Annotated in this window: 11 protein-coding genes; 2 read left to right on the top strand and 9 right to left on the bottom strand. The window is 62.5% G+C overall.

Translation table 11 applies throughout. The features are described 5' to 3' along the window. Positions 1 to 10 precede the first annotated feature (10 nt). From AC6H34_RS02495 to AC6H34_RS02475, 5 genes are all read right to left on the bottom strand, one after another. Positions 11 to 2,020: a response regulator gene (locus tag AC6H34_RS02495; protein WP_497537794.1), complete on the bottom strand. Its 2,010-nt coding sequence runs from the start codon at positions 2,018 to 2,020 to the stop codon at positions 11 to 13. Then, entirely contained in the window at positions 1,998 to 2,438 is a 441-nt protein-coding gene (locus AC6H34_RS02490; RefSeq protein ID WP_448146290.1) for a response regulator, read from the bottom strand. The genes AC6H34_RS02495 and AC6H34_RS02490 overlap by 23 nt, the downstream gene beginning before the upstream one ends. Next, positions 2,431 to 4,689 carry an ATP-binding protein gene (locus tag AC6H34_RS02485; protein ID WP_497537793.1) on the bottom strand — a complete coding sequence of 753 codons (2,259 nt, stop codon included), beginning with the start codon at positions 4,687 to 4,689 and terminating at the stop codon, positions 2,431 to 2,433. Before AC6H34_RS02485 ends, AC6H34_RS02490 begins: the two co-directional genes overlap by 8 nt. A gap of 32 nt (positions 4,690 to 4,721) precedes the next feature. Then, complete coding sequence (locus AC6H34_RS02480) at positions 4,722 to 5,312, bottom strand: biliverdin-producing heme oxygenase (RefSeq protein WP_448146292.1); 591 nt, start codon at positions 5,310 to 5,312, stop codon at positions 4,722 to 4,724. Between the two features lie 252 nt (positions 5,313 to 5,564). Continuing rightward, entirely contained in the window at positions 5,565 to 6,299 is a 735-nt protein-coding gene (locus tag AC6H34_RS02475) for a Crp/Fnr family transcriptional regulator (protein WP_448146293.1), read from the bottom strand. Positions 6,300 to 6,523: 224 nt separating this feature from the next. Between AC6H34_RS02475 and AC6H34_RS02470 the strand changes: the two genes are divergently transcribed. Next, complete coding sequence (locus AC6H34_RS02470; protein ID WP_497537792.1) at positions 6,524 to 7,720, top strand: sensor histidine kinase; 1,197 nt, start codon at positions 6,524 to 6,526, stop codon at positions 7,718 to 7,720. 169 nt (positions 7,721 to 7,889) lie between these two features. Here AC6H34_RS02470 and AC6H34_RS02465 read toward each other — a convergent pair whose 3' ends face one another. Next, the gene (locus AC6H34_RS02465; protein ID WP_497539840.1) at positions 7,890 to 8,879 is read right to left on the bottom strand and encodes a zinc-dependent alcohol dehydrogenase family protein; all 990 of its coding nucleotides are present in this window, start codon (positions 8,877 to 8,879) and stop codon (positions 7,890 to 7,892) included. A gap of 113 nt (positions 8,880 to 8,992) precedes the next feature. On the opposite strand from AC6H34_RS02465, the gene AC6H34_RS02460 reads away from it, so the two are divergent. Beyond that, positions 8,993 to 9,847 carry a LysR family transcriptional regulator gene (locus AC6H34_RS02460; protein WP_497537791.1) on the top strand — a complete coding sequence of 285 codons (855 nt, stop codon included), beginning with the start codon at positions 8,993 to 8,995 and terminating at the stop codon, positions 9,845 to 9,847. 142 nt (positions 9,848 to 9,989) lie between these two features. Here AC6H34_RS02460 and AC6H34_RS02455 read toward each other — a convergent pair whose 3' ends face one another. Genes AC6H34_RS02455 through AC6H34_RS02445 form a run of 3 tightly spaced genes read right to left on the bottom strand, consistent with a single transcriptional unit; the run spans position 9,990 to position 12,670 of the window. Next, entirely contained in the window at positions 9,990 to 11,072 is a 1,083-nt protein-coding gene (locus tag AC6H34_RS02455) for an ABC transporter ATP-binding protein (RefSeq protein ID WP_497537790.1), read from the bottom strand. Continuing rightward, positions 11,069 to 11,869 carry an ABC transporter permease gene (locus AC6H34_RS02450; RefSeq protein ID WP_497537789.1) on the bottom strand — a complete coding sequence of 267 codons (801 nt, stop codon included), beginning with the start codon at positions 11,867 to 11,869 and terminating at the stop codon, positions 11,069 to 11,071. The genes AC6H34_RS02455 and AC6H34_RS02450 overlap by 4 nt, the downstream gene beginning before the upstream one ends. Then, positions 11,870 to 12,670 carry an ABC transporter permease gene (locus AC6H34_RS02445; protein WP_497539839.1) on the bottom strand — a complete coding sequence of 267 codons (801 nt, stop codon included), beginning with the start codon at positions 12,668 to 12,670 and terminating at the stop codon, positions 11,870 to 11,872. Positions 12,671 to 12,781: the final 111 nt, after the last annotated feature.

The following is a 12,781-nucleotide window of genomic DNA, read 5'->3' as shown; positions in this document are numbered from 1 at the left end:
CAGGGAGACATCAGGAGAGAATCTCGCCCAGCTTTCTGCCAAGCACATCCAGCGCGAAGGGCTTGCCGACCATGTCCATGCCGGGACCCAGAAACCCGGTCTTGCTGTCGGCGCCCTGGGCGTAGCCGGTTGCGAAGAGGATGGGCAGGGTCGGACGGTGTTGCCGGGCCATATCAGCGAGTTGACGCCCGTTCACCCCCGGCAGGCCCACATCTGTCAGCAGCAGATCGACGGAGCGCGGACTTTCGATGACAGGCATGGCCGATTGAGCATCACTGGCTTCGATCACATCGTAACCGAGCTCCTGCAGGTAATCGACAAGCAGTACCCGGACGATCGGCTCATCCTCCACAATCAGAATGGTGCGGCGACTGGTCGGCGGATCGACTTGCCGCACCACCGAAGCCTTCTGGCCCTCATCGAGGTGATCCCCGCGCGGAAGTTGGAGAATGACGCTCGTACCCTCTCCCGGACAGGATTCGATACGAACTGTCCCGCCGGTCTGGGTCACGAAGCCATAGATCATGGAAAGGCCCAGTCCCGTACCCTGGCCGATGGGTTTGGTAGTATAGAAGGGTTCGAAGGCACGCTCACGCGTTTCCCGTGTCATGCCGACCCCGGTGTCGGACACACGGAGCTCGACATGGCCGCCCACCTCTCCCCCTGTGCCGTCAGCAACTCCCTCCGTAGCCGGCAGGTTGCGCGTTGCGATGGTGAGCCGGCCACCTTCGGGCATGGCGTCCCGGGCATTGATGGCAAGGTTGAGCAGGGCACTCTCCAACTGGTGGGCGTCCGAAGCCGCCAGCCACAATTCTGGCGAAAGCTGCAGGTCGAGCGTTATCTCCGCGCCGAGCGTTCGGGCGAGCAGATCATGGAGCGAGCGGATGGTCGCGTTCGTATCGATGCTGGAAATGTCGAGCGTCTGGCGGCGCGAGAAGGCGAGAAGGCGGTGCGTCAAGGACGCGGCGCGATTGGCCGAGGCCAACAGAGCTTCAATGTAGCGGTCGCACTCTCCATAGCGGCCATCTCTCAGCCGGCGCTTCAAGAGCTCGGCGCTGCCCATGATGCCGGCCAGCATGTTGTTGAAGTCGTGCGCTATGCCACCGGTGAGTTGGCCGATCGATTCCATCTTCTGCGACTGCCGCAGGGCCTCGTCCTTTTCCCTGAGCTCGCGGGTACGCCGCTGCACAAGCTCTTCCAATTGCTCCCGGGCGAGCTTGCTGTCGGTGATGTCGACGCCGCAGCCGGTATAGCCCAGGAAGTTGCCGGAGTCGTCGATGCGCGGATTGGCCTCGCAGCGTAGCCAGCGCGTCAGGCCGAGGCGATCGCGTACCCGAACCTCGCGCCGGAAGGCATCCCGCTGCGTGAAGGCGGTTTCGAAGGCGCGCGCAAACTCGGCCTGGTCTTCCTCGGCAATGATCGAAAGCCAGCCCTGGTCGAGCAGTTTCTCCCGGGCCAGGCCATGCTCGCTCTCGAAGCGGGTATTGGCGAAGTCGATCCGCCCGTCGATACCCACGGACCAGATCAGTGCGGGGGTGGAATCGGCCGTGACGCGGAAGCGTGCCTCGCTCTCGCGCAACGCCTGGACGGCTCGCTGGTGCGCGCGGCGCTCATCGGCCTCCTTGAGGGCGCGGCCCACCACTGCCGTCACGCGCTCGATGTCGCGCTTGGTCACGTAGTCGGTGGCTCCCGCACGTAGCGCTTCCGTTGCAAACTGTTCGCCCAGCACACCGGAAATGAAGATGAAGGGCGTAAGCGGCGCCCTTGCCTTGGCGATGTCGAGCGCCTCCAGCCCGTCGAAGTCGCCGAGGGAATAGTCAGAGAGCACGATGTTGTATCTGTCGGCGGCGATGGCTCGCTCATATTCGCCGCGCCTGGCAACACGCTTGATAAGCAACTTGCCCGGCAGCTTGCGCAGATGATGCACGATCAGGTCTGCATCGATCGCACTATCTTCAAGCAACAATACGCGGGTCGAGCCGCCATTCACCATAGCTTCAGCGCCCCGGGTAAGGCTCATTGAGGACCGCCCACATCACGCCAAGCTCCTGAATTGCCTGGAAGAACGCCTTGAAGTCGACCGGCTTGACCACAAAGGAATTGACGCCCTGCTGGTAGCTCCGCACCACATCGCTCTCCTCGCGGGAGGAAGTGAGCATCACCACGGGAATGGTGCGGTACAGGTCGTGGCTCTTGATCCGCTCCAGCACCTCCAGGCCGTCGATCTTCGGAAGCTTCAGGTCGAGCAGAATGACGGCCGGCGGCTCTGGCTGGCGCGACGCGTACTCGCCCTCGCCAAAAACGTAGTCGAGCGCCGCCGCGCCGTCTCGCGCCACCACGATCTCATTGGCGAGCTGGGTGCGCTTGAACGCGGCCAGTGTCAGCTCGACATCGGCGAGATTATCCTCGACCAGCAAGATTGGCCTGAGGCTAGCCATTCTTGGTGTCCTTTGCTCGATTGGGTAGCGTGAAGCTGAAGGTCGCTCCCTTGCCCAGCGTTCCCTCGGCGCGGATCATCCCGCCATGGCGATCGATGATGCGCTTGGTGAGAGCCAGGCCGATACCCGTGCCCTCGAACTCTTCTGCCCGGTGCAGGCGCTGGAACACCTGGAAGAGCTTGTGGGCATAGGCCATGTCGAAGCCGACGCCATTGTCCTCCACGGTGTAGAGGGTGTCCCCGGCCCGCGCCTCGCCGGATATCGATATCCGGGCGTTCGGGCGTGTCTGCGTATATTTCACGGCGTTATCCACCAGATTGTAGACCACCTGCCGGATCAGGGAAGGGTCCCCCCAGCCTGCGGGAAGCTTGGCGACGCGCCATTCGATCCTGCGCTTGTCGGCCTCGCTCTCGAAACTGTGCCGGATTTCGGCGGCGATCTTCTGCATGTCGATGCGCGACATTTTCATGCTGGTGCGCCCGAGATGGGAAAAGTGGAGGAGATCGTCCACCAGCTTTCCCGCAGACACCGCAGCCTGCGATATCCCGTCGAGATAATGGCGGGAGATTGCCTTGATCCCCGGCTCTTCCTCAGTCAGGAGCTGCGCATAGCCCGCTATGTGCCTGAAGGGTGCCCGCAGATCGTGCGAGATGGAATAGGAGAAGGCCTCGAGTTCGCGGTTCGAGCGCTGGAGTTCCTCCGCGAATTGCGCGCGCTCTTCGGCGCGTTGCAGGACGAAGTCCACGATCGCCACCCGGAAATCGGAGGCACTGTGGATTTCCGCCATGTTCCAGGGCTCGGCTCGTCGGCGCACCGTCTCCTTCCAGACGTCGAAGGAGCTGCGCGGGTTGAGCTGGCCGGTACTGTCGGGAGCCTTGTAGGGGTCGCCACCCCATTTGACGGTACGCACGACCTCCGGGCGGAACCAGAACAGATAGCCTGGGTGAAGGCGTGCAATCGGAGTCGCGATCACTCCACTGGCCGCCGCCGCAATAGCCTCTCCCTCCGGCCAGACGGAGGCGAGATGGTCTGTGGCGAAGCTCTCGCCGCGTCTCTCGCGATGCAGCCAGCCGGCGAGGGCGCCGATGGACTCCGCAGGCGGAGCCTGCCCGGCCGTGAGAACGATGCCGTCGAGGCTCACGGCGGCTCCTTCTGCATTGGTAAGCCCAAGCCATTGTTGTGGCTTTTCGACCAATCCGGCTTGGAAGCCCGTGCTGCGGGACAGATGCGCGACCAGGCTCGTCTCCATGGCCTTGAGAGCGAGGCGTTGCGCCGTCTCGGCGCTGCGTTCGCGCGCGCCTATGGCTTGGGCCAGGACACGTCCCAGGAAGTCGCAGGCGGCCCGGGTGGCAGCGCTGACAGGATGCCTCTCGGCATGGTGGCAGGAGACGAGGCCCCATAGCTTGTTGTCGACCACGATGGAGATCGACATCGAGGCAATGGTGCCCATATTGCGCATATATTGCAGGTGGATCGGAGAGACGCTGCGCAAGGCTGCCAAACTCATGTCGAGTGGCGCGTCGTCGAACGGGCATCGCTCAGGCGTAAGACGAACGGCCTGGTAGTTGGCATCCGGAATGAGTCGAAGGCGGTTGATGCGGTAGAGCTCTCGGGCCTGGGCAGGGATGTCGGACGCCGGAAAGCGCAGGTCGAGGTAGCTCGGGAGCTTTCCATCACCGTCCTCGGCCAAGACGCGGCCGTGCCATTCCGGATCGAAACGATAGACCAGGACGCGGTTGAAGCCCGTGAGGTTGCGGACCTCCTGAGCACCGGATTCACACAGATCCTGCACGTTCTCCAGCCCGTCCAGACGGTCGACGAACGCGCGAAGGCGGGGGTAGTTCTCCTCCAGGGTAGCGCGCCGGCCCTCGACCGGTTCGAACTCCACGATCAGGCCCTGCGGGGTGCGATGGGCCGAGACATCGAAATGCCCGCCGGCGTGAGTGTGGGAGCCCAGAAACTGGGCGTCCTGCGTCAGCACCCATCGCGTCAACGCCTCCGCGAGCGGCTTTGCATCGGGCAGTTCAGCCAAGCATGCAGCGCCCGGCTCCCGGGGAGCAAGACCCAACATGGCGGTACAGTTGTCGCTCCACTGGTGAATGCGCAGGTCCGCGGGTGCCAGCAGCATGAGGCAGCCATGGGGCTGCACCGCGCCGGGCACCCTGATAGGCTCGCGCGCGCAGGCCTCCAGGTCCACGAGAGCCTCAGTCTGCCGGCCTTGCTGTTCGGGAGCGTCTTGTGCGTGGGTCACTCGCGGTCCTTCTTCATTCTCCGTCCGGTCCGTCAATTCAACGGCGTGCGCTCGGGGAGGTCGCTCCAGCAGGACTGCGGCGTTGCGTTTCGGGCGGAACGTGCGAAGAGCTCGAAAGTCATGGCAGCGGCGGCGACGGCTCGCTCGGTTTCCCCACGCGTGAAAGGCTGTTCGTCCAGAAAGGCGAGGAAGCTCGTCCACAGGCCATGCCCCATCCCGTGGGAGAGATAGCGCGTGGCGGCACAGCACAGCAGGCCGTCGCATTCGACGACGCTGCGCAGCAGAACGCGCGACCCCAGCCTCGAGCCCTCCAGCACGTAAAGGCAACCGACCACGTCTGCCCGGATCGCGAGTCTCGGCACGGCCGCCGGCTGAAAAGCCCCGCGCAGGGCTGCCAGATCCGCGAGCAGGGCAGGCGTACGCCGACGTTGCGACCAGTCCGGGAGAATGGCGGCAACACCGGCGGTCTCCATTCTCGCTTCGAGAGGGACTACCACGCTGGCATGCCGCGACAGGAATTCGCGATAGTGGGACCTCTCACTCAAATCATGCGCTGAGTAGAGCAGATCGACCACCTGATGGGCCTCCGCGGTACGAGCACGTAGTTCTTTCCTGATTGTCATCCGTCCGTCCAACACTGATGAGGCGTAACGTGCCGGGTGCGAATTGGTTCGAGACGGCTGAAAAAATCTTCCTCCGAACGCCGCGGCAAGGAACTCTTCAGACTCGTAGGCTCGCGTTGGCGAACTGCCGAACATCGAGCCGCCTGATGAGGCGGGTTTGCTGAAAGGAAAAGGCATTGCCGAGGAGCCGACGCGTTGCTCAGTCGTCGATCCGGTTGTTCCGGCGCTACTCCACCGGCCAGCCGCACAAGATCAGTCGACGGGGTAAATTCCGTGCAGGACTGTATCGAAGTGATCCTCGATCAGCGCCGTGCAAGGGCAGGAGCGTTTGCGAAGCGCTTCCTCATCCTCGATGACGAAAACGCCTCGTCTGGTCGAGATCAATCCTTCGTCTCGCAACTTGTGAACAACTCGCGTTACGAATGTTCGCCCCACACCCAGCAATTGTGCGAGATTCTCCTGCGTCATGGCGATCTCCTTGCCTTGCGTGCGGGCAATGCCGGCAAGCAGCCATTTGGCTGTCCTTTGCGATATTGTGTGCGTGGCGTTGCACGCCGCCGTCTGAAATATCTGAGCAAGCAGGCAATCGGAGTATCGCGAGAACCAATGCCGCAAAGCGATCGAGTCCAGCTTGGCTTGTTCCAGCGCTGACGTTCTTATCCGCAGGAACTTTCCCGGCGATCGAACGAGGGCGGTTGCGTAAGCGGGAATATGTCCGTTGGAAACTATGCCGCCGACGGCACCTTCATTGCCGATCACGCCAACCTCGACGCTGTGATCGTCGTCGTCGATCCAGATACTGAAAGCCGCGAGTGCCGAGCCGCAGGGAAACCAAGTGTGTTCGACATCCTCCCCCGCCTTTTGCAGAACATGATTGGCTTCGAGCTCGAACCGATGGAAGTGGGGTGCGAGACGGCTACGGTCGTCGTCTCGAAGCTGGGCCAGAAGCCGGTTCTGTATCAACTCGCCAGCAAGGGGTAGGCTCATCGTTCTCGCCTCACAATTCAGGAACAAAGGGTCCACAAGTAGACGGACGACGCAAACTCGCATGTGTTACTCGTGAACATAACTCGCGTCGTCAGCGGGGAGGGTGGATGTCAGGATGGTAAACCTGACAACCGCCAGAGCGTTCCATCGATGCTGCGTCTACCGCTTTGTAAAGGCCCGCAGGCCTTCCCGCCTTCAGGCGCTCGAACCGCAAAAGAGCCGACATGAGTGAGCACCATCCAAACGGTCCCGAGCGCGCGTCGGTCTATATCACTCACGAATTGCTCAACCGCCCGGTGGGGAATATCGATTTGACCCTGGAGAAGGCCTCGCTCCTGGACCTAGCGCACCAGATGGCCAATGCTCCGGACCAGTTGCTGCCTCGCTTCGTCGAACGAGCCATGGAAATCGCCGGAGGCAGGGCCGCCGGTCTCAGTCTGCTCGAAAATGCAGCCGGCGAGATCTTCGTCTGGAGGCATGTCAAAGGCGAGCTGAGGCAATTCAGCGGCACGCGCATACCGCGCAGCGACAGCCTCTGTGGCGCGGCGCTCAACCATAATGCGACCGTGCTCGCGCGCCATCCTGAGAGGCTCTACCCTTGGCTGGCCGAAGCGGGACTTTCAATTCCAGAAGTCCTCCTCGTCCCGCTGTACTTTGGCGACGTCGAGCCGATCGGCACCCTGTGGATTGTCGCGCCCGCAGAAAGGCACTTTCATGGCGGCCATGTCCGCGCGCTGGTGGAGATTGCGGCATTTACGACCCTGGCCTTGCAACTCACGTCTGGGCGAGACAGGCTGGCAAGTGCCTTTGACCAGCAGGTTCTCATAGCGCGCGAAATGGGTCATCGGTTGAATAACTACTTCACCATTACCGATGCGCTGATCCGCATGAGCGCCAGGCACTCCCAGACGCCGGCTGAGATGCAGGTCAATCTGTCCCAGTGCCTGCACGCTCTTGCACGCGCAAACGCCCTGGTCACCCCGGATCCCGACGCAATCACCTCAGAGCCATCGCATCTCGATCTCAAGAGCATCATTGGTGCAATCCTCGCGCCCTATCAAACGGGTGAAGCAGACCCGAGCCGTTTCTCGCTCCGCGGTCCCGACGTGTCTTGCGGCAATCATTCGTTGAATAGCCTCGCCCTGCTGTTTCATGAACTTGCGACCAACGCCGTCAAATACGGAGCCCTGCGCGATAAGGGCCGGATCGAGATCACCTGGCACGTAAATGGAGAGGAGATCGTCCTGGTTTGGGCCGAGCATTGCGATACTGCCGATACTACGGCGCCGGAAAGCCATGGCTTTGGATCGAGGCTCCTGGAAACGGTCGTGAAACAGTTCGAAGGAGACATCGAACGTGAGCTGGCAGGGCAGGGGATGCGGGTCGTCATCACATTGAAAACGGCGCGACTTGCGGGCTGACACAGCGGGCCTTTCGACAAGGCCGATCTTTCCGTTGAACACCGCCAGCGTGATCCTTGCGCCGCAGCGGACAAGAAGCTTCCCCACAGCCGGGTTGTCCGAAGCCGATTGGTGCGGGTGAACTGCGATGACGCTCGGCAAAGCGTCACCGTCCGCAAGCGGGCCGTGCTCAGGTCTTCAAGGGAGCGATATCAATCACCAGCTTGCCCTTGGGCGAGCCATCCTTGATCGCGCCGTATGCCTGGATGACCGTGTCCAGCGAGAATGTTCGACTGTCTAGGATCGGAGCGAGGAGACCGCGCTCCGCAAGCCTTGCCGCCTCTTCCAGGATGGTGCCGAAGTGCCGGCGTTCCTGTCCCGAGAGCAGCGGCATCAGGGTGAACACGCCGGAATAGGTCGCCTGCTTGAAGGAGAGCGGCGCCAAGGAATGGGTTCCCCAACCCAAGGCGCTGGCGACGCGGCCAAGCCGGCGGACAGCCTGGAAGGATGCATCCAGGGCGACCCCGCCTACCGTATCGAGGATCCGGTCGAAACCCAGTCCGTTCGTCAGGCGATCGACATAGCTTGCAGAGTCCTCGGAGCGGTCGATGAAGACGGCGCCCAACCGTTCGATGGTCTCGCGGCTCGAGGCCGACCCCGTGGCATAGACTTCAGCGCCGATCGCCCTTGCGATCTGGATCGCAACGTGGCCGACGCCACCGGCACCGCCCTGGATCAGCACCTTGTCGCCAGCCTTGACATCCATGCGATCGACGAGGCCTTCCCAAGCGGTGATCGTCACCAGCGGCAGCACCGCGCTCTCTCGCATGGAGAGATTGGCCGGCTTGAGCGCCAGCAGATCGGCATCCACCGCCGCATACTCGGCCAGCGTCCCCTGCAGTCCGCCGACGCCGCCCACCATGCCGTAGACCTCATCGCCATGCCTGAAGCGGGTGACGTCTGCACCGACCGCCGCGACCGTGCCCGCGAGATCCATGCCCAGCACGGCGGGGAGCGGATGGCGGGCGTGAGCGGCAGCCCCCTCATGGATCTTGGTATCGAGCGGGTTGACACCGCTGGCAGCGATACGAACCAGGACCTCGCCGGGACCGGGCTGGGGGACAGAGACACTTGCGATCCGGAAATCACCTCCATGCGCTTCCAGGACCGCCGCCTTCATCGTCTGGGTCATTGCATTCTCTCCCTTCGACCTGGACACACGGTGGGCCTTTACGAAGCGTATGAAAATCGACGATATTGCACGAATTCCATACATTTTTGTTTGGGTGGCCTATGCCCGAATGGAGCGATCTTCGTATCTTCCTGGCGATCGCGCGGGAGGGCACGCTCGGCGCGGCCGCCCGTCGTCTCGGGCAGACGCAGCCGACGATGGGCCGGCGACTGCGTGCTCTCGAAGCTGCGGTCGGCCAGACCTTGTTCCAGCGCACCGCCGATGGGTTTGTCCTGACGGACGAAGGCAGCGCCGTTCTGGGACATGCCGAGCGGATGGAGGAGGAAGCTCTCGCCATGGAGCGGCAACTGGCCGGCAGCGGGGCGCAGCTTGAGGGGCTGCTGCGGCTGTCCTCGTCCGATTGGTTCGGTACCTACATGCTTGCACCCGTGCTTGCGGAATACGGGCGCCGGTATCCCAAGGTGTGCGTTGAGCTTCTGACCGACGCGCGTCTCTACAGCCTGCCGAGGCGCGAAGCGGACCTCGTATTCCGCATCAGACCCTTCGATGAGCCCGAGGTCATATCCCGTCGCCTCGTCCATATTCCCTACGCCGTCTACACGGCCGAGGGGACCGAACCGGCGTCCATCGGTGACGGTAAGGGCCTGCGGGTCATCACCATGGACGGTGCCTTCGCCGAAATGCCCGATGCAGTCTGGTTGAAACGGATGCTGCCGAGGGCAGAGATTGCGATGCGTAGCAACAACAGGGAAGTGCAGGCGGAATTGTGCCGCCAGGGCGCGGGCCTTGCCGTCCTGCCCCGACCTCTCGGTGATCGCATGGGCGGGATCATTCCGGTCGACCTTGGAGATGCGCCGCCCGGTCGCGATACCTATCTGGGGTACCATCGCGATCTACGCAGGCTGACGCGCCTGCGGGCAATGCTGGACCTGGTCATCGCCAGATTGGCGAATTGAAGATAAAGCCTGGGAGAAGCTGCGCAGGGTCATCGTTCGTGGCGCACTGCCTCGCTGTCGCGGAGCAGAGGTCATCGGCGAGGGTTCTCGATCGGGCGAGAAATCGGCTCGCCAATTCCGATGCTCCGTATGGTAACTGTGCTCACCTCTGACTGAAAATCCGGAGATTGTTGCAATTGACCCGTAGCCTCAAAGCGTCCCCCAGTTGAGGTAGCATCGTAGTCTCCGGACGCAGGCGCACATCAAGGTCTTCACCCCAGGGTGTCGACGTGGTGAGCTGAACGACATCGCCCAGGTAGGTCGCATTTTTTACGGTTACGGCAATGCTCGCCATCTCCGAGGAAGAGTCGGCATGCGACAGGGCGAACGCATCCGGGCGGATCATCACGGCGACCGCATCGTCGTCACTCCTAACTTCCGAACTGAAGGCCGGAAGCAGTGTTCCGTCTGGCAGGCGCACCGTGTGATCCTTGCCGCTTCCCCTGACGAACATGGCCGAGATGAAATTGGAATGCCCGATAAAGCTTGCGACGAAACGGTTCGCCGGCTCCTCGTACAGGTCGCGTCCACTGCCCAGCTGTTCAATTCGGCCATGATTGAAAAGCGCGATGCGATCGGACAGGCGTAGCGCCTCTTCCTGATCGTGGGTGACATATAGGATGGTCACACCGGTTTCGAGATGGACACGCTTGATCTCGTACTGGATCTCCTCGCGCAGCTTTTTGTCGAGTGCCGCCAACGGCTCGTCCATCAGCAGGATGGGCGGGTCATAGGCGAGCGCCCGCGCCAGCGCGACACGCTGCTGCTGTCCACCGGAAAGCTGGGCCGGCATGCGGTCGGCATAGGCATCGAGGCGCACCAGCTTCAACATGGCCTTGACCTTGGCGTCGATGTCGGCGCGCGAACGGCGCCGCACGCGCAGCGGAAAGCCGACATTATCGGCGACGCTGAGATGGGGAAACAGTGTGTAGCGCTGGAAAACCATGCCGATATTGCGTTCGTTCGGCGGCACATGAAGCATGGACTTGCCGTTGAGCAGCACGTCGCCGGCCGACGGATCCTGGAATCCGGCGATCACATAGAGCGTGGTGCTCTTGCCGGAGCCCGAGGGACCGAGGAAGGTGACGAACTCACCTTGGGCAATGTCGAGCGTGACCTGCTCGACGGCGGTGACGCTGCCATAGGTCTTGGCGAGGCCCCGGACGGCGAGGAAAGGTTCCGTCATCTGGAAGTATCCTTTCGCAGCAATGTGGCGAGCAGCAGCAGGAGAGCCGAAAACCCGACAAGCAACGCCGAGACTGCGGCTATGACGGGCGAGAGGTCCTGCCGCAAGGTGGTGTAGATGCGGACGGGCAAGGTCTGCAGGTCCGGACTTGCCATGAAGATGGCGATAACCACCTCGTCCCACGACGCCAGGAACGAGAAGATGGCAGCACCGAGCAGGCCGAGGCGGATCGCCGGAATGGTGACACGCAGCCTGGCCTCGAACGGTGTCGCGCCGCAGAGGATGGCGGCATTCTCGATGGCGCTATCGAAATGGGAGAGTGCATTCGAGATCGAGATGATGGCGAAGGGCAGCGCGACCACGAGATGGGCCATCACGAAACCGACGAACGTCCCGTTGAGGTGCAGCCGCAGGAAGAAGGCGTAGAGCGACACGGCCATCACCACCACCGGCATGACCATCGGGGTCAAAAACAAGGCGCGCAGTACCTCTCGCCCGGGAAATCGGCCTCGTGTCAGCGCCAGGGAGGCCATGAAGCCGATCACCACCGAGAGGATGGTCACGACCATGGCGATTTCGAAGCTGGTGAGCAGGGAGGCGAGCCAATCGGGATCGCTGAACAGGGCACGATACCATTTCAGGGTCCAGGAGGGCGGCGGGAACTGCAGCCATTGGGAGGAGCCGAAGGATAGCGCGACGATGAGCAGAATCGGCAGGAGCAGGAAAAGGCCGACCAGCACACTGATGCCGATGAGAAGCCAGCGCAGCCATCCGAGGCGGGAGAAGTCGAGCAGCATCTAGTGCCCTCCCTGCCGCTCGCCGAAGCCGAACCAGCGGATCTGCACCGCGTACAGACCGAGTGTCACCACCAGCAGAACGGTGGCGGCGGCACCGGCCAGGCCCCAGTTCAACAGCGACTGCACCAACTGGGCGATGAGCTCGGCCAGCATCATGTTGGAGGTTCCGCCTAGGAAGGACGGCGTGACGAAATAGCCGAGCGACATCACGAACACCATCAGCACGCCAGCGCCGATGCCCGAGGCGACCAAGGGCAGGAAGACCTTGGTGAAAACCTGCCAGCGGTTCGCCCCGCAGAGCGATGCCGCCTGCAACACCGAGGGATCAAGGCTGCGAATGGTGGCGTGCAGCGGCAGGATCATGAAGGGCAGCATGATGTAGGTCATGCCGATGGTGACACCGGTGAGATTGTTGATCAGGGGCAGGGGCTGCGAGATCAGTCCAATTTCGATCAGAGCGCGATTGATCACGCCTGTCCGTTGCAAGAGCACCATCCACGCATAGGTGCGCGCGAGGAGATTGGTCCACATCGAAAGGACGATGATGCCGAACAGCAGATCGGCCCAGCGGCCGGGAACGATCGCCATCAGCCAGGCGACAGGAAAGGCAAGCAGAAGCGTCACGGCCGTGACCACGCCCGCCACCAGGAAGGTATTGGCAAAGACGCGGATATAGGTAGTGGAACCGAAGACCTCGGCGTAATTCTGCAGACCCGGCTGCGGTTCCAGGATGCTGCGCAGCAACAGCACCAGCACCGGCACGACGAAGAAGAGCATGATGACGGCGAAGGCTGGAGACATCTGGCCGAGGCCCGAAAGCAGCCGCCGGCGCTCCAGCGCCTTGTTGCGTTGACCGGGGCCGGCTTGGGCCGGCCCTTCCTTGAGGCGGGAAATCGCCGTCATGGCTTCACC

Source organism: Labrys sp. ALF-8, assembly GCF_059699065.1.
This window is presented reverse-complemented; position numbering and strand designations above follow the sequence as displayed.